The 24318-nt window shown below is 59.1% G+C and carries 28 protein-coding genes (1 of these 28 cut by a window edge); 3 read left to right on the top strand and 25 right to left on the bottom strand.

What is annotated here, in order from left to right; genetic code table 11:
* Window positions 1-16: 16 nt before the first annotated feature.
* The 22 genes from waaF to radC form a co-directional block, all read right to left on the bottom strand.
* A complete protein-coding gene (gene waaF, locus VMN77_06420) occupies window positions 17-1084 on the bottom strand; it encodes a lipopolysaccharide heptosyltransferase II (GenBank protein HTN43414.1) in 1068 nt (355 codons plus the stop codon).
* On the bottom strand, window positions 1054-1815 hold the full coding sequence (locus tag VMN77_06415) for a glycosyltransferase family 2 protein (GenBank protein ID HTN43413.1): 762 nt from the start codon (window positions 1813-1815) through the stop codon (window positions 1054-1056). The genes waaF and VMN77_06415 overlap by 31 nt, the downstream gene beginning before the upstream one ends.
* A gap of 34 nt (window positions 1816-1849) precedes the next feature.
* A complete protein-coding gene (locus VMN77_06410) occupies window positions 1850-2449 on the bottom strand; it encodes an isoprenylcysteine carboxylmethyltransferase family protein (GenBank protein ID HTN43412.1) in 600 nt (199 codons plus the stop codon).
* A 58-nt stretch (window positions 2450-2507) separates the two neighbouring features.
* On the bottom strand, window positions 2508-2693 hold the full coding sequence (locus VMN77_06405) for a Trm112 family protein (GenBank protein HTN43411.1): 186 nt from the start codon (window positions 2691-2693) through the stop codon (window positions 2508-2510).
* Between the two features lie 14 nt (window positions 2694-2707).
* On the bottom strand, window positions 2708-3202 hold the full coding sequence (locus tag VMN77_06400) for an adenylyltransferase/cytidyltransferase family protein (GenBank protein ID HTN43410.1): 495 nt from the start codon (window positions 3200-3202) through the stop codon (window positions 2708-2710).
* 4 nt (window positions 3203-3206) lie between these two features.
* Complete coding sequence (locus tag VMN77_06395) at window positions 3207-4214, bottom strand: PfkB family carbohydrate kinase (GenBank protein ID HTN43409.1); 1008 nt, start codon at window positions 4212-4214, stop codon at window positions 3207-3209.
* Between the two features lie 24 nt (window positions 4215-4238).
* Window positions 4239-5759: an HAD-IIIA family hydrolase gene (locus tag VMN77_06390; GenBank protein HTN43408.1), complete on the bottom strand. Its 1521-nt coding sequence runs from the start codon at window positions 5757-5759 to the stop codon at window positions 4239-4241.
* A complete protein-coding gene (gene lpxK / locus VMN77_06385; GenBank protein ID HTN43407.1) occupies window positions 5756-8188 on the bottom strand; it encodes a tetraacyldisaccharide 4'-kinase in 2433 nt (810 codons plus the stop codon). Before lpxK ends, VMN77_06390 begins: the two co-directional genes overlap by 4 nt.
* Window positions 8158-8280 (bottom strand): hypothetical protein, encoded by a 123-nt coding sequence (locus VMN77_06380; protein ID HTN43406.1) that lies wholly within the window; start codon window positions 8278-8280, stop codon window positions 8158-8160. The genes lpxK and VMN77_06380 overlap by 31 nt, the downstream gene beginning before the upstream one ends.
* A gap of 50 nt (window positions 8281-8330) precedes the next feature.
* Window positions 8331-8834, bottom strand: coding sequence for a lysophospholipid acyltransferase family protein (locus tag VMN77_06375; protein ID HTN43405.1), 504 nt, complete (start codon window positions 8832-8834; stop codon window positions 8331-8333).
* A complete protein-coding gene (locus tag VMN77_06370) occupies window positions 8818-10560 on the bottom strand; it encodes an ABC transporter transmembrane domain-containing protein (protein HTN43404.1) in 1743 nt (580 codons plus the stop codon). Before VMN77_06370 ends, VMN77_06375 begins: the two co-directional genes overlap by 17 nt.
* On the bottom strand, window positions 10557-11717 hold the full coding sequence (lpxB, locus tag VMN77_06365) for a lipid-A-disaccharide synthase (protein HTN43403.1): 1161 nt from the start codon (window positions 11715-11717) through the stop codon (window positions 10557-10559). The genes VMN77_06370 and lpxB overlap by 4 nt, the downstream gene beginning before the upstream one ends.
* A 29-nt stretch (window positions 11718-11746) precedes the next feature.
* On the bottom strand, window positions 11747-12427 hold the full coding sequence (locus VMN77_06360; GenBank protein HTN43402.1) for a hypothetical protein: 681 nt from the start codon (window positions 12425-12427) through the stop codon (window positions 11747-11749).
* A gap of 3 nt (window positions 12428-12430) precedes the next feature.
* The gene (gene lpxI, locus VMN77_06355) at window positions 12431-13231 is read right to left on the bottom strand and encodes a UDP-2,3-diacylglucosamine diphosphatase LpxI (GenBank protein HTN43401.1); all 801 of its coding nucleotides are present in this window, start codon (window positions 13229-13231) and stop codon (window positions 12431-12433) included.
* Window positions 13228-14004 (bottom strand): acyl-ACP--UDP-N-acetylglucosamine O-acyltransferase, encoded by a 777-nt coding sequence (gene lpxA, locus VMN77_06350; protein HTN43400.1) that lies wholly within the window; start codon window positions 14002-14004, stop codon window positions 13228-13230. The genes lpxI and lpxA overlap by 4 nt, the downstream gene beginning before the upstream one ends.
* Window positions 14001-14453 (bottom strand): 3-hydroxyacyl-ACP dehydratase FabZ, encoded by a 453-nt coding sequence (fabZ, locus tag VMN77_06345; GenBank protein ID HTN43399.1) that lies wholly within the window; start codon window positions 14451-14453, stop codon window positions 14001-14003. Before fabZ ends, lpxA begins: the two co-directional genes overlap by 4 nt.
* Window positions 14450-15508: a UDP-3-O-(3-hydroxymyristoyl)glucosamine N-acyltransferase gene (lpxD, locus tag VMN77_06340; GenBank protein ID HTN43398.1), complete on the bottom strand. Its 1059-nt coding sequence runs from the start codon at window positions 15506-15508 to the stop codon at window positions 14450-14452. The genes fabZ and lpxD overlap by 4 nt, the downstream gene beginning before the upstream one ends.
* Window positions 15509-15535: 27 nt before the next feature.
* Window positions 15536-16090 (bottom strand): OmpH family outer membrane protein, encoded by a 555-nt coding sequence (locus VMN77_06335; GenBank protein HTN43397.1) that lies wholly within the window; start codon window positions 16088-16090, stop codon window positions 15536-15538.
* Between the two features lie 24 nt (window positions 16091-16114).
* The gene (gene bamA / locus VMN77_06330; protein HTN43396.1) at window positions 16115-18466 is read right to left on the bottom strand and encodes an outer membrane protein assembly factor BamA; all 2352 of its coding nucleotides are present in this window, start codon (window positions 18464-18466) and stop codon (window positions 16115-16117) included.
* 184 nt (window positions 18467-18650) lie between these two features.
* The gene (locus tag VMN77_06325; protein ID HTN43395.1) at window positions 18651-19028 is read right to left on the bottom strand and encodes a phage holin family protein; all 378 of its coding nucleotides are present in this window, start codon (window positions 19026-19028) and stop codon (window positions 18651-18653) included.
* Window positions 19029-19071: 43 nt separating this feature from the next.
* Window positions 19072-19920 (bottom strand): formylglycine-generating enzyme family protein, encoded by an 849-nt coding sequence (locus VMN77_06320; GenBank protein HTN43394.1) that lies wholly within the window; start codon window positions 19918-19920, stop codon window positions 19072-19074.
* Entirely contained in the window at window positions 19913-20623 is a 711-nt protein-coding gene (radC, locus tag VMN77_06315) for a DNA repair protein RadC (GenBank protein ID HTN43393.1), read from the bottom strand. The genes VMN77_06320 and radC overlap by 8 nt, the downstream gene beginning before the upstream one ends.
* Window positions 20624-20827: 204 nt before the next feature.
* Here radC and VMN77_06310 point away from each other — a divergent pair, with 204 nt between their 5' ends.
* Complete coding sequence (locus tag VMN77_06310; GenBank protein ID HTN43392.1) at window positions 20828-21019, top strand: hypothetical protein; 192 nt, start codon at window positions 20828-20830, stop codon at window positions 21017-21019.
* Between the two features lie 90 nt (window positions 21020-21109).
* Here VMN77_06310 and VMN77_06305 read toward each other — a convergent pair whose 3' ends face one another.
* From VMN77_06305 to VMN77_06295, 3 genes are all read right to left on the bottom strand, one after another.
* A complete protein-coding gene (locus VMN77_06305) occupies window positions 21110-21727 on the bottom strand; it encodes a hypothetical protein (protein HTN43391.1) in 618 nt (205 codons plus the stop codon).
* A gap of 76 nt (window positions 21728-21803) precedes the next feature.
* Window positions 21804-23075, bottom strand: a complete 1272-nt coding sequence (locus tag VMN77_06300) for a glycosyltransferase (GenBank protein ID HTN43390.1) — start codon at window positions 23073-23075, stop codon at window positions 21804-21806.
* A gap of 44 nt (window positions 23076-23119) precedes the next feature.
* Complete coding sequence (locus VMN77_06295) at window positions 23120-23452, bottom strand: antibiotic biosynthesis monooxygenase (protein HTN43389.1); 333 nt, start codon at window positions 23450-23452, stop codon at window positions 23120-23122.
* Window positions 23453-23485: 33 nt separating this feature from the next.
* Here VMN77_06295 and rsmD point away from each other — a divergent pair, with 33 nt between their 5' ends.
* Together rsmD and coaD are read left to right on the top strand one after the other, a co-directional pair.
* Window positions 23486-24169, top strand: coding sequence for a 16S rRNA (guanine(966)-N(2))-methyltransferase RsmD (gene rsmD, locus VMN77_06290; GenBank protein HTN43388.1), 684 nt, complete (start codon window positions 23486-23488; stop codon window positions 24167-24169).
* Window positions 24166-24318, top strand: the start of a protein-coding gene (coaD, locus tag VMN77_06285; GenBank protein ID HTN43387.1) for a pantetheine-phosphate adenylyltransferase. The gene runs 336 nt beyond the window's last position; 153 of the gene's 489 nt are visible here — the first part of the coding sequence; the start codon lies at window positions 24166-24168; its stop codon lies off the right edge, out of view. The genes rsmD and coaD overlap by 4 nt, the downstream gene beginning before the upstream one ends.

The following is a 24318-nucleotide window of genomic DNA, read 5'->3' as shown; positions in this document are numbered from 1 at the left end:
GCAAAGAGGGCTGCCCCTACAATTCCGGTGACGCTTTCTGCATCATTTTCTCCGCCGCCTTCAACACTTCTTCGGGCGTGATTTTCCTCATGCAGTTGAAATGGCCCCGCGGGCATTCCGAATACCCGTGTCTACCGCATGGACGGCAATCGAGCGAGCGTTCCACCACCTCGGCCCGATCCGTGAACGGCCCGTAGCCGAGACTCAAGGTCGTCGAACCGAATATGGCGACGACCGGAAGATCCTGGGCCACGCCGACATGCATCGCGCCGTTGTCGTTCGTGACCAAGAGTTCGCAACGTTTGAGGACGGCCGCGAGCTGCCGCAGCGTCGTTCGTCCGGAAAGGTCGATCGGGTGCTCCCGGCACCGCTTCATGATCTCATCGACCACCACCCGGTCCTCACGGGAGCCCAGGAGCACCACCTTCCGTTTGTACGTGACGGCCAGGCCGTCGACCACGGCCGCGAAACCTTCCGGGATCCAGCGCTTCGTCGCCCAGACGGAACCGGGAGCGATTCCGATCACGGAATCGTCCGGACCGATGCCCTGCTCGGCCAGAAAGCGACGCGCCCATTCCCGGTCCTCCGTGTCCGACGCAACCCAAAGTCTCTCGTTTGGGAGGGCCCGGTCCGCGGAGCGCTCGGGGAAGAGAGGCCCCAACAGCTGCAGGTTTCGGCGAACTTCATGACGGGATGAATCCCGCCAGACGCGTCGCGAATAGAGCCAACAACCCGGCGACTGATAAAACCCGATCCGCATCGGTATGCCGGCCGCGAAGGCCAGAAGCGCCGACCGGAAGGACCGATGCGGCAGCAGACAGCCATCGAAGCGTTTTTCCGCCAGCCGCCGCACGATGGATCGAAAGCCGCGAAGGCCGCGCTCCCCGCCTTTCTTGTCGTAGACCAGGACCTCGTCCAATCCGGGATGACCGGCGAGGATATCCCGGGTCCCGGGGATAACGAGAACGGCGAGATAGGCCTTGGGGAACCGATCACGGAGGGCCTGGAGGAGCGGCGTGGTCAGCACCACGTCGCCGAGAAAAGCGGTCTGGATCACAAGGATTTTTTTTGGTTCATTTCCCATAACTTGGCATATTTGGTGAAAACGCTGAAGGCCGCCAGCAGGCAGAGCACCAGACCGTGCAGGCCGTCCAGGAACCCACGCTGAAAAATATACATCCGCAGAAACCGGAAGGCCGGATGCAGCAGGAGATGATACCATCGAGCCCGCTTTCCGCGCTTCTGCAGCTCCAACGCCCCCCATTCCGTGTAACGATGGAATTTCCCGAAGTATTGCTTGAAATCCCGGTAGGTATAATGAATCAGCGGCGATTTCAGATCCCCCGTCTTCCCCTGGATCACGACATCCGCGTGGACCTCCTTCTCCTCGTATCGGCCCTTGTGACGGTTGAAGAGCCGAAGGACCCGGTCGTTCTGCCAGCCGCAATACCGGATCGGTTTACCCCAGAAATAGGTCTGGCGCCGGATCCGATATCCGTCGTCTGGGGGCCCGCCCTCGGCGCCCAGCACCCGCCGGATCTCGTCCCGAAGGGCGTCGGTCACCCGTTCATCGGCGTCCACGATCAGAACCCAGTCATGCCGGGCCTGCGGAATCGTCCAGTTTTTCTGCGCGGCGGAATTGACGTACTCGTGTTGGAGAATCCGGTCGGTGTAACGACGGGCGATGGAAAGCGTGCCGTCGCGACTGAAGGAATCCACCACGAGGATCTCATCCACCCAGATCAAACCCCGAAGACAGTCCTCCAGGTTTTGTTCTTCATTGTAAACGGGAACGATCGCGGTCAGCTTTAGCATAGCAATATCGGGGGGGCCGCGTGCGCTCCGTCGCTCATGTCAGGGCCAGTATCTTGACGATGAGGATCGCCACGCCTCCGGCGATGCCCGCCCAGGCCTGGTACTCCCGGTGTTTCCACACCAAGGCCCAATCAAACCCGCCGGCCTCATAGGGCGAGCGGGTCCAGCGCGGAAGAAATCTTGGCACCGTCCGGACGTATTCCTCAAAGCGGGCTCCGAAGACCCGGGCCAGGTAGTCTTCCTCGGATCGGATCACCCCCCAATAAACCAGGCCGAAGGCCGAGAGGAAAATGACCAGGACCCAAACGCTGTTTCCCATCACCACGAATCCCACCCCGATCCCGAAACTGCCCAAATAGAGCGGGTTTCGGGTGTGGGCGTAGGGACCGTCGGTGGCCAGCGCCTTGTTCTTGCGGATATAACCGGACGACCAGGTCCGAATCGCTTCCCCCACCAGCACAAACGGCAGGCCGGCCAATAAAGAGCCGACGGTCGGCCTGGAAAGATAAATCAGGACAGCCCCGATGACACCGCTGAGAACGATCCGGTGTTGCCGGACGATCTCGAAAAAATTGAAGAACCCCTCCCTCGAAGGGGGAGGATTCTTCGACCCGAGATGAAATGAACCTGTCATTCCTACTCTGCCCGCTAACCCCGCCCTAAGGGGCGAGGATGGCGCTCGCAATGGGTGTTCACGACCTCCCCAGCCCCTCAATTTTTACCGCTTCTTCGATCAACATCACCGGAATATCTTCCTTGATCGGGTACATCAGCCGGCAGGCGTCGCAGATCAATCCATCGCCCCGGGCATTGAGTCGGATATCCCCCTTGCACTTGGGGCAGGCCAGGATTTCAAGAAGTTCTTTGTCGATCGCCATGGTCTTCCTCCCGTTCATTGGCCGCGCCTCGGAGATCGCTTCACCTGTTCGATGATTTCGCGGGTGGATCGCACCTTCGGTCCGCCGACGATGGCCACGCGCCCCCCGTAGGATCTCACAAAGGCCCGCTCCGGAACCGTGTCGGTCGTGTAATCGCCGCCCTTGGCGTGAACATCCGGACGGAGCGCGCCCAAAAGCCGCAGCGCGTCGAGTTCATGGAATATAACAACATGGTCCGTGCATTCGAAACCCGCGATCAACTCGGCGCGCGCCGCCTCCGGCATCAGCGGCCGGCCCCTTCCCTTGAGGCGGCGGACCGACCGGTCCCCGTTGATCCCCACGATCAGCACGTCCCCCAACGCCTTGGCCCCTTTCAAATAACGAGCGTGACCCACATGGAGAAGATCGAAGCATCCGTTCGCGAAGACGATTTTTTTTCCCTGTCGCCTCAGCTTTCGGACCACCGGCGTCAATCCCCGCAGGGTTTTTAATTTACGGTCGGGCTTCATCGCCTCACAGCGGCTTCTTTAGAGCCGCTTCCAGCTCTCCCCAACCGACCGTCGCCGTCCCTCGTTTCATCACGACGATTCCCCCGCCGATGTTGGCCAATTGGGCCGCCTCCAGGAGCGTGGCTCCGCAGGCCAGGGCGAGGGTGAAGATCGCAATCACGGTGTCCCCCGCGCCCGTCACATCCGCAATCTCGTCCGAACCGTAGATCGGAATTAATTCGGCCTTCCCGCCACGCTCGATCAACGCCATTCCCTTGCTGCCCCGGGTAATCAATACCGCCCGGCTTTGGACCCGCTCCAGGATCTGCTCTCCGGCCGCCCGCACCCCCGCTTCCTCCTCGCCCAATCGAATCCCGAGCGCCTCCTCCACCTCCGGCTCGTTGGGGGTCACCGCGCTCACCCCCCGGAAGGACAACATCCGGTATCGCGAATCGACCGTGATGATGCACGAATCCCGGCCGGCAATCTGATTGACTTTTTCGATCACGCGGGGGGACAGGACCCCGTACTGATAGTCCGAGATCACCAGGGCATCCATGCGCGGGATTTCCTCGTCCAACGCCATCAGGAAAGCCGCCTCGTTCTGTTCCGAGACCCGTTCGAACTCCCCCCGGTCGATCCGGACCACCTGCTGCTGCGACGTATGCTGATGCCGGCCGCCGGCCATGATCCTCGTCTTGGTGGTGGTGACGCGGTCGCGTTGGGCGCGAAGAAGGGCGGTGTCGATGCCCAGCCGTTTGAGCTGAAGCGTCACCTCCCGGCCGGTCTCGTCATCGCCCACGACCCCCACCGGGACAACGGTGGCGCCGAGAGCGGCCAGATTGTTCGTGGCATTGCCCGCACCGCCCAACACGACCTGTCGCGAGAGGTACTGCAAAATCAGGACGGGCGCCTCCCTGGAGATCCGCGAGGTCTTACCCAGGATATACTCATCCGCGACAAAATCGCCGAGGACCATGATCTTTTTTCCCGCAAACTGCTCGACGATTTTCTTGAGGCGCCGCGTATCCATCGAAAGGAATCCCCTCCGTGGTTTTCAGGAGTCCGTGCCGGTTCGGGGGTCGTCGCCCTCGTCCGTCTCACGCTGAGATACAATCCATTCCACCGCCTTCTCTAAATCGGGGACGACCTTGTCCGGTCGCGGTCCGTGGCCGGCGGTTCGTCCCAGCTCCTCCGACCCGTATCCCGTCAGGACCATGATCCCTTTGGCGCCGACCCGATGCGCCATTTCCACATCGGTCAGTTTATCCCCCACGACATAGGAGCGGCGGAAGTCGATCGGCCCGCCGGCCGCCGCCTGATACAGCAGGCCCGGCTCGGGCTTCCGACAGCCGCAGGACTGCGTGTAGGCCCCCTGACCCTCCGTGGGATGATGCGGGCAGTAATAGACCCCGTCCAGCTCCGCCCCCTCCGCCTTGAGGAGATCGACCAGTCGGGCGTTGACCCGACGGACATGCTCTTCCGAATAGTAACCGCGCGCCACGCCGGACTGATTCGTCACCACGAAGACCTTCATCCCGCACCGTTTGAGCCTTCGAATGGCCCGGGCGGAATTCGGCAGCAGTTGCAGATGGTCCACATTATGGATGTAACCCACCTCCCGGCTGATGGTTCCATCCCGGTCCAGGAAAACGGCCTCGGTCCCGACCGCCGGCTGCTTTCTCCATCGGTCATGCATCCAGAGCCACTGCTCCGGGTGCTGTCGAACCGCGTCCTCGACCGCTCGGGTCATGATCTGGGTGTTGATCCACACATCGTGATCACGATTCCCGGTCTTGAGGAGCGGCAACGCTTTCCCGTAAACGAGGCGATGGCCTCCCCCCTCCACCCGATGCATGAAGCTTGGGATCACGGGGGCCCCGGTCTTGATGGCCATCAAGGCCACAACTTTATGAGTATAGGCCAGGCGCCCGAAAAAATCAACATAAACACCGCGGTTTCCGACGACGTTCTGATCGATCAGGAACGCGACCGCTTTTTTCTGATGGAGCGCGGATAGAATCTGTCGTACCGAAGAGGGGTCCTTGCTGTTGATGACGACGGCCCCGAACCGCTCCCGCTGCCGGTTGATCATGCGGTTGAGCCGGGGATTGTCCAGCACACGGGCCACGACATGCGTCGGGACGCCGGTCGCGGAATTGACCAGGTTCATCAGCTCCCAGTTCCCGTAATGGGATGCCAGAAAAATGACCCCCCGGCCCTCCCGGAACGCCTCTTCCATGTGGGAACGGCCCTCGATCCGAACGCCGCGAAGAATCTCCGGCCGGTCCTGATCCATCGCCACCAGGAGCTCCATCAAATTCCTTCCCAACGACCGGTAGGCCTCGCGAGCGACCGCCCGAGGATCCAATTCGGACGCCCCGAAGGCCCGACGGAGATTGTCGAGGGCGATTCGTCGGCGGCGCGGAATCAGATAGTAGGCCGCTAGGCCCAGAAGCGAGCCAAGGGGCGGAGCCCAGGACCGGGGCAGGAGGCGGCAGAGACCGTAGACCCCCATCACCAGACCGTATTCCAACCGATCGCGCCACGGATGATTTTTCCGCTTCGCCGCCTTCACCGAAAAACCCTCCTCAGCATCGATTGGAAGGCCTCGGACTGGTCGATGACCAGTTCCAAGCGGCCCGCGCGCCAGGCCTTCATCGGACGGCCAATCTTTCGGATTCGAACCGCATCTTTTTCGGTCGTCACAATCGCGGGGGCCTCCCTTCGCCCGGCCTCGGTCTCGATCGCCTCCACATCCTCCCGGCGATACCGGTAATGGTCCGGATACAGGAAGACCGCGGCGACATCCGCTCCCGCCGCTTGAAGCATCCTGACGAACCGGTCCGGCTGGCCGATCCCCGCCACGGCGACCAGCCGCAACCCCTTGATCTTTTCGAAGGGCCAGGAGGAACCGCCGCCCAAGGGGACGAGCTCAACAATCCGGTGCCGGCTGGTGAAAATTGGCAGATCGGAGCGGTATCGTCGTATGAATTTTTGCAGTTCGGCCGTTTCGTCCGGATGGTCCACGTGGGTCAACAAAACGGCGTCCGCCCGGCCCAGGTGCCCGACCGATTCCCGAAGCGTTCCCCGGGGAAAAACATGGCCGTTGCCGAAGGGCTCGACCGCATCCACCACGAGGAGATTCAGGTCCCTCTTCAAACGGAGATGTTGGTAGCCGTCATCCAAGACCAAAACGTCCGTTTGAAGAGTTTCGAGAGCGTAACGGGCCGCGGCGACACGGTCGGATGAAACCACCACGGGCACTCCCCGAAGCCGATCGGCCATCAGGGAGGGTTCATCCCCCACATCCTCCGGTCCGGGTGCGATGCCGGAGGAAGCCGACGCCACCCGAATCGCCCTTCCGATGCGTCCTCCGTAGCCCCGGGAAAGGACGGCGGGGCGATGCCCCTGGGCCGCCAGAAGCCGGCTGACGGCCATGACCGTGGGCGTCTTTCCGGTTCCGCCAAGGGTGAGATTGCCTACGCTGATGACCGGCCCCGCCACCCGGACGGATCGCAGCAGCCCGAGCGAGTAGGCCGCCGTCCGAATCTCCTGCCACGCTTGATAAAGGATGGAAGCCCCGCGCAATCCCGCGGCGGCCAGGGAGGTGAGCGCGCCGCCTTTTGAGGCCAGCATCCGTTCTTTAAACCAGCGTTCAAGGGCGCTACGAAAATCCCGCCTCGAAATGGGACCGCCGAGACGTTTCTTCAACTCCTCTTCCACCATGACAAAGGCCCGGGCGGAGGCCCCTTGATGGCCGCGCACCGTATCACGGGCGAGACGCTCCATCGTCCGCCGTTGGGCGGTCTCGGTCAGCAGGACCCGAACTTCACGGACCAGTTCCCCGACATCATGAACCATTCGGCCGCCCCCGGAGGCCAGCAACAGATCGGCCGTTTCCTGGACATGCTGGAAGAACGGTCCGAACAGCACCGGCCTCCCGAGCGCCGCCGGCTCCATAAGATTATGGCCTCCCACCGGCACCAGACTGCCTCCCACAAAGACCACGGTCCCCAATCCGTACAGGCGTCCCAACTGGCCCATGGTATCCACGAGCAGGATATCGGCCTTGGCCTCGGACGATCCCCGATCCAGATCGGAATACCGTGAGTGTCGGACGCCTTCTTTTTCACAGCGGGCGAGCAGCCCGGCCAGGCCCGGCAACCGATTGAGATGCCTCGGCGCCAGGATCAGCCGGAGGTTCGGCACTCCCTCCCGGATCCGAAGGAAGGCGTTCAAAACATATTCTTCCTCCTTTTCGTGGGTGCTCCCGGCCACGAGAATTTTATCGTCCGCATGCCAGCCCAAGCGCCCGAGAAGTCGCTGTCGCTCCGTTTCCGACAGCGGGACCGCCGCCTGGTCAAACTTGAGATTTCCCAGAACCCGGACCCGTTCGGGAGGGGCGCCCAGGTCGATGATTCGCTGAGCATCCTGGGCCGACTGCATTCCGAAGATCCGGATTTTCCGGAGTGTCTCGCGGAACAGCCACCGGATCGACCGGTAGCGACGGTATGACCGCGGAGAAATTCGACCGTTGACCAGGAGAACGGGTATATCGCATTGGGTTGCGGACCGAAGGAAGTTGGGCCACAATTCGGTCTCGGCCAATAGAATCAGATCGGGGGCCACGCGGCGGAGGAGGCGCCCGGCCAGCCCCGGAAAATCCATCGGGAAGAATCGAGCGCGCACCCGGTCTCCCAGCCGCTGTTCGATCAACCTCCGCCCGGCCGGGGTCATCACCGAGAAGACCAGGTCCCATTCCGGCCGGTCCGCAAGAAACCGTTCGATCATCGGCAGCACCGCAAGACACTCCCCGACGGAGGCCGCATGAACCCAAATCCTCGAACGGGCCTTTTCGGGTCGGTCCCAAGACCCGGGCCAGCTTCCGAGCCGCTCGGCCAGTCCGGTCCGATACTCGGATCGGGTGATCATCAAATAAACAAAAAAGGGAAGGATAAGCGGCAGGCTCAATATCAAAACGAGGTTGTAGAAGACGACTCCCAAATTTGATCCGCTTTCTCCGTAATATCCTGAAGCCGTTTTTCCAGCTCTTTGCGCTTTTCCTCCAGCATCTCCCGGTCGGCGTCGTCGGGCACCCGGACGGGATCCCCCCAGATAAAGACCCCGCGGCTGAACGGACACGGAATCAGAAAGCCATCCCAGGTCTGAAGGATTTTTTTTTAGAGGCGCTGAAGGTCAACGGGAATATCGGCAACCCCGTCAGCTTCGCCAGTTCCACCACGCCCGGTTGAACCGTCTGCCTCGGTCCGCGGGGTCCGTCCGGGGTGACGCCGACGTCGTTTCCCGAACGGGCCGACTGGACCAGTCGGCGCAGGGCCCTGGCCCCGCCGCGAGTCGTGGAACCCCGGACGGCATGAAACCCGAAATAAGCGACCGTTCGGGCGATCAGTTCGCCGTCCCGATGCTGGCTGATCAGGACCGTGCCCCGCTTACCTTTGTAGGCGTACGGCACCATCAGTTGCCGGCCGTGCCAGAAGGCGACGATGAAATTCCGGCCTTCATTCCAGAGCGCGTCGGTCATTCCGCCATTCAGGGTTTTGATCCGCATCGTCCATCGAAGCCCGCGGATCACCCCGTATCCCAGCCACGGAATCAATCGGAGCAGGATCCCGTCAAAGCGTTTCCGCATACTGCTCCCGGAACTGCAGTTGATAGAGTTTCTTGTAAACGCCGCCCCGCAGGAGGAGGTCCTGGTGCCGGCCGATTTCAACGATCCGTCCCTGCTCGACGACGACGATGCGGCTGGCGTTCTGGACGGTCGAGAGACGGTGGGCGATCACGAACGTTGTCCGGTTTTTGAGCAGATTCGCCAGGGCCTTCTGGATGTACATCTCGGACTCCGAATCGAGCGACGAGGTCGCCTCGTCCAGAATCAGGATGGGCGAATCCCTCAAGATCGCCCTCGCAACCGCCAATCGCTGACGTTGTCCGCCGGAGAGCCGGACCCCGCGCTCCCCGATCATCGTGTCGTATCCCTGGGGCAGGCGCTGGATGAATTCGTGCGCGTAGGCCGCCCGCGCCGCCTCGATGACCCGCTTGGGATCGACCGGTCCCAGTCCGTACGCGATGTTTCGCGCCACCGTATCGTCGAAAAGAATGGTTTCCTGGGCGACCAGGCCGATCTGTTTACGGAGGGACTCCAGGGTCACGTCGCGAAGGTCCGTCCCGTCAATGCGGATCACGCCCTCGGTCGGATCATAGAAACGAAGCAGGAGATTCATCAAGGTCGTCTTCCCCGAACCGGAGCTCCCGACCAAGGCCACGACTTCTCCCGCCGTGACCGTCAGGTCGATCTCCCGAAGGGCCGCTTCCTCCATTCCCTCATAATAAAAAGAGAGGCGTTCGAACGTGATCTCCCGTTTCACCGGCTGCAGGACCTGTTTTCCCTGATCCTTGATCTGCTCGCTGGGTTGATCCAGCATCCAAAAAATCCGGTCGATCGCCGCGATGGTCTGCTGGATCATCGTCGAGGTAGCCGCCAGGTGACGAACGGGCGCGTACATGAGCCAGCTCGCGCCCAGAAACGAAAAGAAACCGCCCGGCGTCATCCTCCCCATCCGGACCTCGTAGGCGCCGACACCGATGATCAGGGCCGCGGCGACCGCCCCGGCCCCTTCCATGATCCCCGGCACCAGCTCGGAGAGACGCGTGGTTTTCATCGTCTTCTGAAAATACTCCTGATTCTTGCGGTCAAACCGGTCGATTTCAAACGGCTCGGATCCGAACGCCTTGATCAAGCGGACCCCGGACAGGGTTTCGTTCAGCAACGTCGACAACTCCGCGATCTTCTCCTGGCCGGAATGAGCGATCCGCCGGATCCGTTTTCCGATCCGGCTCATGGGATAGGTCGAGAACGGAACCACAACGATCGCGGCCAGCGCCAGCCGCCAATTCAGGTAGAAGAGAACCCCCACAAGCGAGATCATGGTAAGCGACTGCTGGAACAGATCGCGGATCACGGTCGCAATCACCTGCTGGACCATTCCGGCGTCGCTGACGATCAAGGACATCAGGTGGCCGGTCCGTTGATGGCTGAAGAATCCGATCGGCATCCGGATCAGTTTCTGGAACAAATCGAGTCGAATGGCCGCGATGGCGCGGTTCCCGGCATAGCGCATCAAATAAGACCGGGCGTAATTAAACCCTCCCTTGGTAATGCCCACGGCAACGATGGCCGGGATGATCCAGACCAGCAGGTCCCACCGATTCTTAATAAAGATCTCGTCGATGATCGGCTTCACCATCCAGGCGTAGGAGGCCGTCAGAAGGGCCACGACCCCGGCGCAGACCGTGGCGCCGACCAGGCTCTTCCAATAGGGTTTGAGATAACCGAACAACCGGCGAACCATCTTCATACCGTGACCGTCCGTGCGGTTTGGGACAGAATTTTCAGAATACCCGCGGCCGCACGATGGGCGGCGCCCGGCAGGCCTAATTTCTCCCGGACTTCTTCCAGCGATTTCTTTTGCTCCTGCATCTTGTCCGGATTCCTCAGGTGATCCAGAACCACCGCCGCGATTTTTTGCGGGGTCGCATTCGATTGAAGCAGTTCCGGAGCCACCACCCGACCCGCAAGGATGTTCACCAGTCCGGACGACCGAATCTTCACCAGCAATCGGGCCAGGAGCATGGTCAGGGGAGTCACTTTATACACAACGACCATCGGGGTTCCCACAATGGCCGCTTCGAGGGTCGCGGTCCCGGAGGCGACGACCGCAAAATCGGAACAGGCGAGGACCTGGGGGGCATCCCCGGCCACCAGCCTCAGGTCGTCGGCTCGTGCGGACAGCTTCTGACGAATTTCGGCCATCGATAAGGACGACGCCACCGGCATGATCCCGACCACCGACGGCAGATCCTCTCGGACCCGCCGAAGGGCCTCCGTCATGACGTCCAGGAGGCGATTGATTTCCATCCAGCGGCTGCCGGGCAACAGGGCCACGACCACGGCGTCATCCGGAATTTCGTACCGGCGACGCAAGCCGTGGCGGTCGAGGGTGTTGGGAATTTCATCCAACAGCGGATGGCCGACAAATTCGCAGGGCACCCCGGCATCCCGGTACAAGGGCTCTTCAAACGGAAAAATCACCAACATCCGGTCGACCCATTTTTTGACCGTTTTGAGACGACCCGCCCTCCAAGCCCATACCTTGGGACCGATGTAGTAGACGGCCGGAATTTTCATCCGCTTGGCCAACCGGGCGACCCGTAGATTGAAATCCGGGGAATCGATCAGGACGACCAGATCGACGCCCCGATGCAAAAGAACCTCCTCGACCGTCTTGAAGGCCCGGAGAACCGACCGCCATCTCTGAAGGACCTCGATCAGACCCATCACACCCAGTTGCCGGTTGTCGAAAATGAGTTCCACCCCGGCCACCTTCATCCGGGCTCCTCCCATGCCGAGGAGGCGTAAATCCGGTTGTTGTTGAAGAAGGGCTCGCGCCAGTTCCGCGCCGTGCAGATCGCCCGAGGCCTCTCCGGTAACGATGAGAATCGTACGTTGCGACATCGATGGGCCGCCCTTCTCCCGATCGGTTCCTATTTGCTCACCAACTGTTTCAACCACCGCACACAGAAATTTCGGACGGCGACGGCTTCATGCTGCAGGAACAGACCCCGGTCGAGTCGATCGGCTTCCTCCGCGGTCAGGAGTTCCGGCGCCAGATGACGTTTGAGTTTGGCCAGTCCAAGGTAATCATCCTGGGTGAAGATCCGGTGAAGTCCGTTCCGGAGAAAACTCCAGCGCCTTCCCCGCTCAAACGCCGTGCAGAAGTCGATCAAATACGGTTCGCCGTTGTTTGAAATCAAAATATTCTTCCTGTTTCTCAGATCGCACAGAACGATATTCCGCTCGTGGACCGAGTCGATGATCCGTTTCAGGCGATGAAAAAAATCATGGGGCAGCTGGCCGGTTTTATACGTGGATGCGTTTCGACCCTCGATGTACTCCATGGCCAGGGCATAGCGGTCCAGCTTTCCGTAAAAACGCGGGATGCCCCCTAGGCCCGCCAGCTTCCGGTACATGCGGGCTTCATTCCATGTGGAAGGAAGCCCCACAAAAAACCGATAGAGAAACGGCCGGGTTTTGTAATCCTTCACGACGATCGGCCCCGCGTCCCCCCGCACCAAAAGAATCTCGGGCTGCCAGGGTTTGGCGGATCGGAGCGGTTTGAGGCATCGCTGGAGGAGATTCTCTCTGGTAATTCCATCGATCGCCATGGTTTAGCGGCCCAGGACAGAAATGCCTGCCGCCCGAGCCTTTTCCAAAAGAAGGGTTTTGTCCAGCAGGATGGTGCATCCGGCCTCCAGAACCAGAACCGCCGCCCCGATCTCGGCCATGACATCGACCGTTACCGGTCCCACCGTCGGAAGATCAAAGCGGATATCCTGCTGGGGTTTCCTCACTTTCACCACGACGGCCCCCTTCCCTCCATGGCGTCCGCCGCGCCGGATGGTCTCATCCGTTCCCTCGATCGCTTCCACAGCCAGGACGGTCCGGTCCTTCACCACCACGCATTGTCCGACGTCCAAGCGGCCCATCTCCTTCGCCAGAGACCAGCCGAACTCCGCATCCTGTTCCTCGCTCGCGGTCAGGGAGCGTTCCGTCAACAGCCCCTTGGGCATCAGGATGCCGGTCAACATTTCCGTCGCCGAACGGATCCGGATTCCCTCCGAGGCCAACTCGTCCGCGACGGCGCGAAGGAGGCTGTCGTCCTTTTTAATCCCGACCCGGGCCAGCAAGGCCAGGGTGCGCAGGTCGGGCCGGGCGTTTCCAAACAGCCGGACCTTCTTGATCCCTCCCGCCATGACCGCCTCGGCCACACCGGCTTTTTTGAACGCGGCGATCAATTTATTCAACTCGCCCACATAGATCCAGGTCAACTCGTCAACTTGAGCGGCCAGATCCGGGTGGGTTTCACCCTCGTGTGCGACCGCGACGACGCGATAGCCTTCCTGCCGGGCCGCCCGGGCCACCGTCAAGGGAAAGGTCCCGCTGCCGGCGATGATTCCCAAGGTCTTCACCGGCAAACTCCCCGCTCGGAGCTTTCAACAAAGGTGGCCATCTCCTGGGCCTCCGGAGACCCCGAGAGTTCATTCCGTATCTTCTCCACGGATTCCTTCATCGATAGCTTCGATCGAAACAGAATTTTGTAGGCCGTTTTGAGCGAGGTCACCTGCTCGTCGCTGAATCCGTGGCGTTTCAAACCGACGGTGTTCAGGCCGTACAGCTTGGCCCGGTTTCCCACGGCCGATACAAACGGAGGGATATCCTGCGCGATCGCCGAGCAGCCCCCGATAATCGCGTGACGGCCGATGCGAACAAACTGGTGCAGACCCGTCACCCCGCCAATGACCGCATTATCCTGAACGACGATATGTCCCGCCAGGGTCGCCGCGTTGGCGAGGATGACGCGGTTCCCGATCTGGCAATCGTGCGCGACATGCACGTAGGCCATCAAGAGGTTGTGGTCGCCGATTCTCGTGACCCCGCCCCCGGGCTCCGTCCCGCGGTGCACGGTGACGTATTCCCGTATCGTATTCTGCTTTCCGATCACCACATGAGATTTTTCACCTCTAAACTTCAGGTCCTGGGGAACGGCCCCGATGGACGCAAACTGGAAGATGCGACACCCCTCGCCGATTTCGGTCCAACCCTCGATCACGACATGCGAGGCGACCTGAACCCCCCGGTGCAGTTGAACGTTTTCGCCGATCACGCAGAAGGGGCCGATCTCGACGTCGTCGTCGATTCGGGCCTTCGGATGAATCAGCGCCGTCGAATGAATTCGCGTCACCGGGTCGATCCTCCCTCCCCGTCGTCCGCCAACATGGCCGTCAGGTCCGCTTCGCAGACGAGGGTCTTCTCCACATGGGCGGTCCCCTTGAGCTTCCAGTACGGCGGACGACTCTGCGCCACCGTCAACTCAAACCGCAGTTGATCCCCGGGCAAGACCGGTTTTCGAAACTTGGCCTTTTCAATCCCCAAAAAGTAGACCAGTTTTTTCTTCGGATCCTGGCTGGATTTGAAGGCCAACACCCCGCCGACCTGGGCCATCGCCTCGATAATCAGAACTCCCGGCATGATCGGGCGATCCGGAAAATGGCCCTGGAAGTACGGCTCGCCGATCGTCACGTTCTTGATGCCCACGATCCGCTTGCCGATCTCGATCTCCTCGATCCGATCGACGAGCAAAAACGGATATCGGTGGGGAAGGATTTCCAGAATCTCGCTTGCCTTGATCATCGTCCGCTCCGCTCCGGGGGTTCGCCGCCCCTCTGTTTTTCAAGACGCTCCAGCTTCGTCTCCAATTCCTTGATCCGCTTCCGAAGTTCGGGAAGCTGCGGGAACGTGGCCTGCGCCGCGAGCCATTCCCGATGCGGCAACGCCGGATAGCCCGAAACGACCTGATTCGAAGCGACGTCTTTCGTCACCCCCGTCCTTCCGCCGGCCACGACGTTGTCCCCGACGGTCAGATGCCCGGCCACGCCGGTTTGCCCGGCCAAGGTCACATGATGGCCGATGACCGTGCTTCCCGAAATTCCCACCTGCGACACGAGCAAACAATCCTCGCCCACCGTCACATTATGCGCGATCTGAACCAGATTGTCGATCTTTGTTCCCCTTCGGATCATGGTCCTGCCCATCGCGGCCCGGTCCACGGCGACGTTGGCGCCGATCTCAACATCGTCCTCGATCACCACGGTTCCGATCTGCGGAATCTTGTGATGCCGGCCCTTGTGCGTGGCAAATCCAAAACCGTCGCTCCCGATCACCGTGCCGCTATGAATAATCACCCGGCGGCCGATGATCACCTTTTCCCGAACACTGACATTGGCATGGATCACCGTGTCGTCGCCGATCTCGGTTTCTTCGCCGATAAAAACGCCGGGGTACAGCACGACGCGGTCTCCGATCACGGCCCGATCCCCGAGGGTCACGAAGGGATGGATCGAGAGGTCCCGGCCCAGCCGTACCGCCTTTCCGATCGCCGCCAGCGGGCTCACCCCGATCGCCCGGCCCGGCGGCTCCACCAGGACGGAAACGACTCGGGCGAAGGCATAGTACGGATCCTCGACAATCACCTGGGCGCAGGGAACATCGGGATGGGGCTTGGATAAAATGACGGCGGACGCCCGGGTCTCGGGCAACAAGGAGGCATACCTGGCATTGGCCAAAAACGTGATTTCGCCCGGCCGGGCCTCCTTGATCCCGGCCACGCCGTGAATCGGCACGTCGGGATCGCCCAGAAGGCGTCCGTCAATCGTTTCCGCCAGTTTTCTCAAGGATACCGGTTTCATGTTCCTCATCCTGCCGACCGGAGGGGATCACGGAAAGGCTTTCTCAAACTCCTTGACCACGTCGCCCGTCAAATCGAGGGAGTCTTTGGCATAGAGCAACACGCCGCCTTCGGCATTCCGGTCGATGATATAGGCGTATCCGTCCCGCTCGGCCACTTTTTTTACGACGCCCTCCAGATCCTTGTTGAAGTTATCAAGCACCTCTTTTTTCTTGTCCTGGACCTCCTTGTTCAACTCGCCCGCCCGCTTCTGATATTCCATCACCTTGCGTTGCAAGGCGTCCTCCTTCTCTTTGCGGGCCTCGGGACTCAACACCGCGGCCTGGCGGGTCAAATCGTCCTGGAGCTGTTTGATCTCGGACTCGTCCAGATCGATGATTTTCTGACGGCTTTTGACAAATTCCTCCATGTCCGCCTTGGCCTTTTTCCCGGCCTTGGTGCCGTCCAGAACCTTTTGCGCGTCCACATAGCCGATCTTAAGCGAGTCCGCCGATTGAACCGGGGACGCGGCAAGAAGAATCCAAATTAAAATTATACCTAAAATGGATCCTATCGCCCGTCCGCTCCACTCCGATTGTTGCATCGCTCCTCTCCTTTCCCCAATAAGCTAGAATAACGTTCCGATGGTAAATTCCACGACGCTGTGCGCCTCGTTTCCCTGTGGACTGATATTGTATCCCCATTCCAGACGCAAGGGGCCGATCGGCGAAATCCAGCGCAGCTCGATTCCGGTGCCCTTGCGCAGGTCGCTGATCCGAATCGGCTCGTTGTCGTCAAAGGCCCGCCCGTCATCGAAGAAGAGCACCCCCTTGACCTTGGCCTCCGGCACGAGAGGAAAGATGTATTCGAAATTAAAGACCAGTTCCTTATTTCCGCCGAGGACCTCGTTGGTCGCGGGATCGACCGGGCCGGCCCGTCCGAATTTAAAACCGCGCACGGTATTTATTCCTCCGACGTAGAAACGTTCCGGAATCGGGAGCTCGGTTCCGTACATCCCGTGCGCGTATCCGAACCGGCCGTGCAAGGAGAAGACGGTGTCCCAGTAAAACGGTAAAAACTGGCCCGAATCCAGGATCGTCTTTATAAAATTATTATTACCGCCCAAATACGTGTTGGCGAACTGGCCCGTTAGTGCGGTTCGATTTCCCTCCTTGGGATCGAAGTAAAAGTCCCGCGTGTCCCGCGCGACGGTCGCTCCGATGCTGCCGGTCACCGACTTTCCGGCCTGCTCCTGAATTCGTACGGGGGCGTTTGAAGTCAGGTCCGTGACATTCAAGGTCTCCAACGTATAATTCACGCTCCCGCTGACATATTCGGTAAAGTCTTTTCCGAGGACGAGGTCTCCTCCGACGGTCTTTTCCGTATAGGAATCAAAGATCTGCCGTTGGTTAAACAGATCAACCGTCCCGGATACGGGGTGGTCGAAGAGATACGGCACCCGGTACGTCAAGCTGTAGGAGTTGGTTATCGCTCCGAACTCCGCCCGGGCGCGCAGAAGTTCGCCCTTCCCAAAAAGGTTCCCTTGGGTGACATCCACCATGCCCACCAAACGATCGACGGAGCTGTAACCGCCCCCGACACTGAAGGAGCCGGTCGACTTTTCCTTGACCTGTACGTTCAGATCCACCTGATCCGGCCCCACCCGTTGCGGGACGATCTCGACGGAATCGAAGAAATTCAAGTTGTTGATCCGCTGAAAACTTCGTCGCAGCAATCGGGTGTCCACCAGTTCCTGCTCGTTCAACCGCAATTCACGCCGGATCACCTTGTCGCGGGTCTTGTCGTTTCCCGAAATCGTGATCTGGCGGACGCGCATCGGATTGTCCTCGACGACCTCCAGGGACAAGTCCACCGTCTTCGTCGCCGGGTCGCTTGTGTACTGCGGGATGACCGTGGCGTAAAGGTAACCTTTCTCTCCGTAGATATCATGGATCGCGCCCACCCCGTCCCGCAATACATTTTTTCGGAATAGATCCCCCTCCTTTAACTTCAAGGACTCCCGGATGCGGTCGGTCTGAAAAACGTGATTGCCGCTCACGGTGATCGTCCGGACACGAAACTGTTCCCCCTCGACCAAGGGAAACTCGATGGAGGCACGGACCGTATGAAACTCGTAAGGGTAATCGATCTCCCCGTGCAGGATTGGAAAGGTCACAAGGGTTTGGGATCGGTCCTCTTTAAAAGCGACCGACGGGGTTCCCACCTGAATCTGGAGGTATCCGTTGTTGAGATAATAGTCCTTCAGTTTATCCATGTCTTCGTTCAACGCGTCCTTCTTATAGTACCCGCTGTTGGTCAGCCAGGACGTCAAAAACGAATATTCCTGGGAATCGATGTTTTTCTGAAGCGTATTACGAGGAAATGCTTTGTTGCCTTCAAAGTCGATCGTTTTGACGGTCGCCTTGGCCCCTTCTTTGATATAAAAGGTCAACGCGACCTTGTCTCCCTGCTCTTTGAGGACCGGAATGACGGAGGTGTTGTAGTATCCCTCTTCATCATAATATTGCCGGATCTTCTCTGCGTTTTCCTTGACCTGCGCGTTATCCAGAAACGTCATCGTCTTGATGGTGATCTTTTCTTTCAGCTTGTCGGCCAGGATTTCCACGTTTCCCACAAAATTGGTTTCGGTCACATACGGCCGTTCGGCCACCTGGTAGATGACCTTCACCCCCCCTTCGACCGGTTCCGAATCCACCCGTACGTCCAAAAAAAAACCCAACTGATAGATCGAATGGATGTCTTCGCGGATGAGGTCCGCCGAGAATGGGCTCCCTTCCTTCGTCTTGATTCGGGATCGAATGGTCGACGACTCGATCCGGCTGTTTCCTCGAATCTCGATCGCCACGACCGTCATTGGCTCCTTGGGAGGTTCGACCTGTCCGAGCGATGCTTGGTCTAAATATAGATTGGAATCCCAGATGAAGATCAAAAAGGCGACCGGCGCCCAACGCCTGAGCATTCGTTCGATAAACCTTTCCTGTGCATAAATTATTATATAAATTTAGCTATTTTAACATCCGGAAAATTAATTGTAAATCAAAAATCGCACACGAAAGCGATGAACGGAATCAACCATTGGCCGGTCTGGGGAAGCGGCAGAGAACCTTCTCGGGGGGATCAGGGAGGGAACGGCCCGTGGTTCTCTATCGGGTGCGAACCTCGATATACTCGATGCGGCCCCGGTCGTTGATAAAGGCGTTTGCGATCCAGCTGATGACCGATAAGAATAGCGACCCAAACACGGCAGCCCAAAAACCATTCACGTGAAATCCCTTCACCACGGCCCCGGCGATGTACAGCATGAATCCGTTGATCATCAGGACGAACAGGCCCAGAGTCAGAAGGGTGATCGGAAGGGTGAGGAGTATCAAGACGGGTCGGATAACGGCATTCATGACCCCGAGCACCGCCGCCGCAACGAATGCCGCCAAGAGATGATCCACCTGGATCCCCTGAATGACATGGCTGACGAGGATCAAGGCCAGCGCATTAATGACCCATCGGATGAGAATACCTTTCATACCGCCCTAGTTTAATGGAAGTCCCTAAGAAAAGCAATCCGTTTCAACCCGACAGGGCGCATCGAAAGCCCGTATCCGGGAAGCGGTCCAAAGGGTCCGCAAACAAACGATGCGCCGCACGGTAGAATAGGCCCATCGTGTAGTGGCCTCCCCCCCCGCCCCAACTACCGCCCCGAATCACTTTGAGTCGCTCTCCGAACAGGGGGCTGGTTTGCGAATTGCCCGGATAGGGCTGATACCAGTCTTCCACCCATTCGCCGACATTGCCGATCAAATCGTACACCCCGTAAGGGCTCTTCCCGGATTCAATACGGCCCACCGGAAGCGTATCGTTGGCCTCGGAGTCGCCCGTATTGGCGCGGTCGGACTCATAAGCATTCCCCCATGGGTATTCCAATCCATCCGGACCCCGCGCGGATTTCTCCCATTCGGCCTCCGTCGGCAATCGTTTCCCGGCCCACCGGCAGTATTGTTTCGCATCGTACCAGCTGACAAAGGCCACGGGATGGTTCTCCCGGCCGGAAGCAAACGTCCCGTTCTTCCAGACGGGCGGGATCCGGTAGCCGGTCTGATCCGTAAAGACCTTGTACTGCGCCTGGGTAACCTCAAACCGATCGATAAAAAACGTGGGGAGAAACACTTTCCTCTGCGGATGCTCATCCTGATACAAAGGCCGGATCATTCCCAGCTGAACGCCGATCCCTTCGGTATCCACCTTGTCGCTTCCCATCACAAAGTTCCCGGCCGGGACCGCCACCATTCCGGACGGAACGGACGGATGGGAACAGCCCCCCAACAGCCATCCCGACACCCAGACACAGGCATAAGTGATCCTTCGGATTCGCCGACCGTGCTGTTTTGAAAAAGCGTGGCGCCCCGGGCCTTCAGTCATGGACCTCCCACCCTTGATCCGCAAAACTGATGTATCGACCGTCTCCGAGGACAATATGATCCAGGACCTTGATGCCCATGATCCGTCCGGCCTTCACAAGACGCCGCGTCAACTCGCGATCCTCGGGACTGGGGGCGGGATCCCCGCTGGGGTGGTTGTGCAAAAGGATGACGGAAGCCGCCGACTCCCGCACGGCCGGTTTAAAGACCTCGCGCGGATGAACGATATTGAGCGAAAGACTTCCCGTGGATACGGTGATTTCCTTGAGCAGCCGGTTCTTTCCGTCGAACATCAACAGCATAAAATGCTCTTTTTTTGAATCCCGCAATAGCGGGTGATAGTGATGAAAGATATCCCGGCTGGAAAGGGCGCGAAGTTCCCGATGAAGCGGCTGGGCCAAGGACCGGCGTCCCAATTCCAGTGAGGCCAGGATCTGTGCGGCCTTCGCCGGGCCGATCCCATCCACAGAACACAGCTCCGATACGCTGGTGTGTTTTAACGCGGCCAACCCGCCGAATTGCTTCAGAAGATGGTGGGCCATCTCGACCGCGCTGCTCTTTCGCCGGCCGGTCCTAAGCAGAATCGCAAGAAGATGCGCATCCGAAAGCGTCTCCGGTCCCTGTCGGATCAACCGCTCCCGAGGACGCTCGATCTCCGGCCAATTCTTTATCCCTTTCCCGGTATTTGTTCTTGACGGTTCCATCTAACCGCTCCATTGATTTATGTAGTCCGTTACTTACCCGACTTACAATTTTTGGCCATTTCTTATGAGCTGATGGGGTACCAAATTGTCCCGCTTTGAGTTGTACACCTTATTTTTCAATAAGTTAAATAACTGTTCAAAAATGGCACATCGCTTGCAATAAGGAATGGGCAAGCTTTAAACCACGCAAGGAGGGCAAATCCCATGAAATGTCCAAAATGCAACGGCTTGATGTTCGTCGAACGGTTCGCCGATTACTTTCTGACTTTTCATGCATGGAAATGCGTCAATTGCGGCGCGATCATGGATCAGACCATCCTGTCCAACCGAGCGAAGGGTGCCGAGATGGAGTTGATGCTTCAGACGGTGCCCACGGATGAAGAGAACAAGGATTAAGATTGATTGAGACGGGTCTCCCGCCCCTACGGACGGGAGACCCGTTTTTTATTGCCCGCCAGATCCGTTTCCCCCCGACCCGATAACTCTTTAGGATTCCGGACAACTAAACGTGAACTGGAATACCCGGTTATTACTTTCACCGTAAATACGAACCCCGTTCAAGGTCAACGAGACTTGATGACATTTACCCGCGGGTACTTTTTGGAAAAGAAGAATCCCGTAGGCCGATCCGCCCGAAGGTATATCCGAATTTTTCAAACGGAGCTGGAGGATTTTATCCATTTCCTCCTTGGCAATCCCGACTGCTTTGGGAACGATGACGATCTTCTCACCCGATACCCCGCCGGACTGATAATAATCCAGACTTTCCTTCGCGGAAAGGACCGTATAGCTTTTCTGTTCGTCATCCGATAATTGAGCGCCCTGACCATCCAGTGTGACCTTGTCCGGAGTCTGGTTTCTGATCGTGACCTCAAACGCGGTGAAATAAGCCGACAGGTCGATTCCAAGCCGTTTGCGTTCCTCATTTTGGTATCCCGATGTATCCACCGGCTTGATTTCCACGACCACCTGCTTTGATCCGCTCGAGGTATCCGTGCCGGGGGTCACAGGATTGAGAAAGGGCGCCCGCGTTGCGCAGGCCAAGACAACAAGGGAAATCGCCATGAGAATGAAAGGGGCGCGCACTGGAAGAGAAACGTCCATGAGGCCATCCTGAGACGAAATACGGTCATTATAATCGATCCCGAATGGCCTGTCAAAAAGGCCGCGGCGTTTTGGATCAGATTTTCTCCAGGAGGTCGCAGGCGCGTTTGGCCCCGTTTTCATCCCGAAGCCGTTCCCCCACCCGGACGGACCGCTCACGGCATTCCCGGTCCGCAAGGAGCTCGACGATATGCTTCATAAGATTATTCACGGTGACCCTTTGGAAGGGAACGACCCGGGCCGTCCCGAGACGCTCTGCACGATGGGCGTTGTCGGGCTGATCGAACGCCGCGGGGATCACCAGCATCGGGCGGCCTGCCGCCAGCGCCTGGGACATCGTTCCGATTCCACCCGTGTGCACAATGACCGATGCGTTTGGAAAAATCTCGGAATAAGGGACATACGGGAACACTTTCACGCGCTCCAGTGAATCGGAGTTTTCCAATGACAAAGAGCCGGTGACCAGAATTGCCCTCCGGCCAAGCCGCGTCGCCGCATCGCGGGCCTTGGCGAAGAAATCTCCCGGATCCATCGAAACCGATGAGCCCAGCGTGAAGACAATCGGCGGCTCTGCGGCTTCTAAATACTTCTTAAGCCCTGCAGAAACCGCGGGGTCCGGACGACCGTCGTAACGGGCAAAACCGCAGATCTCCGTGTTGGCAGGCCAGTCGGGCTGCGGCCCCGCGAACAAGGACGAGAAAAGTGCGAGATTCAGACGGGGCGAGAATTGGCCCTCAAACATCGCGAGCTTTTTCGCCGGCGGCAGACCGATCTCGACGCGCAATTGACGAAGCGGCCGTTCCCAGGACGCGATGGCGGATTTGGCCATTTCAAATATTCCTCGATATAAACCGATGCTGATCCGACGCAGATGATGGAGCCACGGAACCGCCGCGATGACGGAAGGATCGTACGCCGAAAAGAAACTCATCGGCGACAGCACGGTCGAGACCCAGGGCAGCCCCCGTTTCTCAGCCACAAGCGGCATCGTTACAGTGATCGGGTGTGAAATGAGTAGATCCGCACCCTCGGACAGACGATAAAGATCGTCGTAACTTTCCCGAACGAAGGGCATCACGATGCGTCGGATCAGATATTCCGGACCTTTGCGGGGGTGAATGATCCGTCGGACGAGTTCCTGCGGGCTCCCGAATCGGGATTCCAACGGGCGCATCACGGCGAATTCGACACCCTCGCCCTCCACCGCCTCGCGATAACGGTCGAGCGTTGCGATCAACGGCCGATGGCCGCGGCGTTTGAGCTCGATCGCGATGGCGAGATAAGGATGGAGATCGCCCAGCGACCCGAACGTGGCGATCAGTATGCGCTTGCCGGGGGAAAAATCCATTACATCATCACCGTCCAACCAGCGCGGTCGACTCCGGTGCGTGATTATCTATCGCCGTCAAAACCATAGTCCCGTTCGACCTTGCAGGCACGGATCCGATAAGATCGATACCAGGTCGTCCGGCCTTTTCGTTGCGCCTCCAGGTGATCGACTTGCCTTTTCCAGGACCTGATGGCTTCCTCCGACCTCCAATACGAAACCGTAATGCCCAGTCCCGTTTCCCGAACCGATTCCACGCCGAGATATCCGGGCTGCTCGGCGGCGAGCTTCAGCATTCGTTCGGAAGTTTCCTTGTATCCTTCATCGTTGTCGGTCCGCGCCGACGTGAAAATCACGGCATAATACGGCGGCTCCGGAGTGGTTGCGATGGCCTTCATATAATATTCCCTGAAGAAATTTAGCCTTCCACAATGACGCTCGACCGAACCCTTCCCCTCGTCTATTCATTTCATGCTACGGGAAGCCCTAATAGAAGTCAATTGGTCGAGTCCAACGCGACCTCCCGCTTGACGCCACCGTTCCCCGTCCACCATAATAGATTCATGCGCGTGATTGCGGGAGAAGCGAAAGGACGGCGGCTTAGAAGCCCCCGCGGGACGGAGATCCGCCCGACGTCGGACAAGGTGAAGGAGGCGCTGTTTTCGATTCTGGGAAACCGGGTCGTGGAGGCGCGGTTTCTGGATCTATTCGCCGGAACCGGCGCGATCGGGATCGAGGCCTTGAGCCGCGGCGCGGCCCGGGTGGATTTCGTCGAGTCGGATCGGGCCATGGCCGACCTTCTGGAAAAAAATCTTGCGGCCTGCGGATTTCAAGCCCGGGCCGAGATCCACCGGACGGACGCCTTCAAATTTATCAAGCAGGGCCACGGCCCGTACGACCTGATCTTCGCCGATCCGCCCTATCACGCCTGGCAGCTTAAAAAATTATTGCCTGCAGTTGAGCGGGGTGCTATGATATCTCCAGACGGTCTTCTGGTGGTCGAGCATTATCGAAAAATCGCGCTCCCCGTTCCGGTCGGGAGGCTGCGGGTCGTCCGGGCCTACGAATACGGCGACACCGTGTTGACGGTTTATCGCGGAGAAGCAACCGAATGAAAATCGGCGTGTACCCGGGAACATTCGATCCGATCACCAACGGGCATATCGACATCATCCGCCGGAGCCTTCAGGTCTTCGACAAGGTGATCGTGGCCGTCGCCCCCAATCCCAAAAAGAAGCCGATCTTCGACATTCACGAGCGCGTC

This window comes from Nitrospiria bacterium, from assembly GCA_035498035.1.
Taxonomy (GTDB): Bacteria; Nitrospirota; Nitrospiria; order JACQBZ01; family JACQBZ01; genus JACQBZ01.
Note: the sequence above shows the minus strand (reverse complement) of the source record. Positions and strands in the feature narration are given on the sequence as shown.

Coding starts and splice junctions, on each gene's coding strand:
- VMN77_06415 (HTN43413.1), bottom strand. CDS start 1,815: ATGCTAAAGCTGACCGCGATCGTTCCCGTTTACAATGAAGAACAAAAC.
- VMN77_06395 (HTN43409.1), bottom strand. CDS start 4,214: ATGGATACGCGGCGCCTCAAGAAAATCGTCGAGCAGTTTGCGGGAAAA.
- VMN77_06410 (HTN43412.1), bottom strand. CDS start 2,449: ATGACAGGTTCATTTCATCTCGGGTCGAAGAATCCTCCCCCTTCGAGG.
- bamA (HTN43396.1), bottom strand. CDS start 18,466: ATGCTCAGGCGTTGGGCGCCGGTCGCCTTTTTGATCTTCATCTGGGAT.
- waaF (HTN43414.1), bottom strand. CDS start 1,084: ATGGGAAATGAACCAAAAAAAATCCTTGTGATCCAGACCGCTTTTCTC.
- VMN77_06310 (HTN43392.1), top strand. CDS start 20,828: ATGAAATGTCCAAAATGCAACGGCTTGATGTTCGTCGAACGGTTCGCC.
- fabZ (HTN43399.1), bottom strand. CDS start 14,453: ATGATCAAGGCAAGCGAGATTCTGGAAATCCTTCCCCACCGATATCCG.
- VMN77_06305 (HTN43391.1), bottom strand. CDS start 21,727: ATGGACGTTTCTCTTCCAGTGCGCGCCCCTTTCATTCTCATGGCGATT.
- VMN77_06405 (HTN43411.1), bottom strand. CDS start 2,693: ATGGCGATCGACAAAGAACTTCTTGAAATCCTGGCCTGCCCCAAGTGC.
- VMN77_06370 (HTN43404.1), bottom strand. CDS start 10,560: ATGAAGATGGTTCGCCGGTTGTTCGGTTATCTCAAACCCTATTGGAAG.
- VMN77_06300 (HTN43390.1), bottom strand. CDS start 23,075: ATGGATTTTTCCCCCGGCAAGCGCATACTGATCGCCACGTTCGGGTCG.
- lpxD (HTN43398.1), bottom strand. CDS start 15,508: ATGAAACCGGTATCCTTGAGAAAACTGGCGGAAACGATTGACGGACGC.
- VMN77_06360 (HTN43402.1), bottom strand. CDS start 12,427: ATGGCGATCGATGGAATTACCAGAGAGAATCTCCTCCAGCGATGCCTC.
- VMN77_06295 (HTN43389.1), bottom strand. CDS start 23,452: ATGAAGGCCATCGCAACCACTCCGGAGCCGCCGTATTATGCCGTGATT.
- VMN77_06375 (HTN43405.1), bottom strand. CDS start 8,834: ATGCGGAAACGCTTTGACGGGATCCTGCTCCGATTGATTCCGTGGCTG.
- VMN77_06400 (HTN43410.1), bottom strand. CDS start 3,202: ATGAAGCCCGACCGTAAATTAAAAACCCTGCGGGGATTGACGCCGGTG.
- VMN77_06325 (HTN43395.1), bottom strand. CDS start 19,028: ATGAAAGGTATTCTCATCCGATGGGTCATTAATGCGCTGGCCTTGATC.
- radC (HTN43393.1), bottom strand. CDS start 20,623: ATGGAACCGTCAAGAACAAATACCGGGAAAGGGATAAAGAATTGGCCG.
- lpxB (HTN43403.1), bottom strand. CDS start 11,717: ATGTCGCAACGTACGATTCTCATCGTTACCGGAGAGGCCTCGGGCGAT.
- rsmD (HTN43388.1), top strand. CDS start 23,486: ATGACGCTCGACCGAACCCTTCCCCTCGTCTATTCATTTCATGCTACG.
- VMN77_06320 (HTN43394.1), bottom strand. CDS start 19,920: ATGACTGAAGGCCCGGGGCGCCACGCTTTTTCAAAACAGCACGGTCGG.
- VMN77_06335 (HTN43397.1), bottom strand. CDS start 16,090: ATGCAACAATCGGAGTGGAGCGGACGGGCGATAGGATCCATTTTAGGT.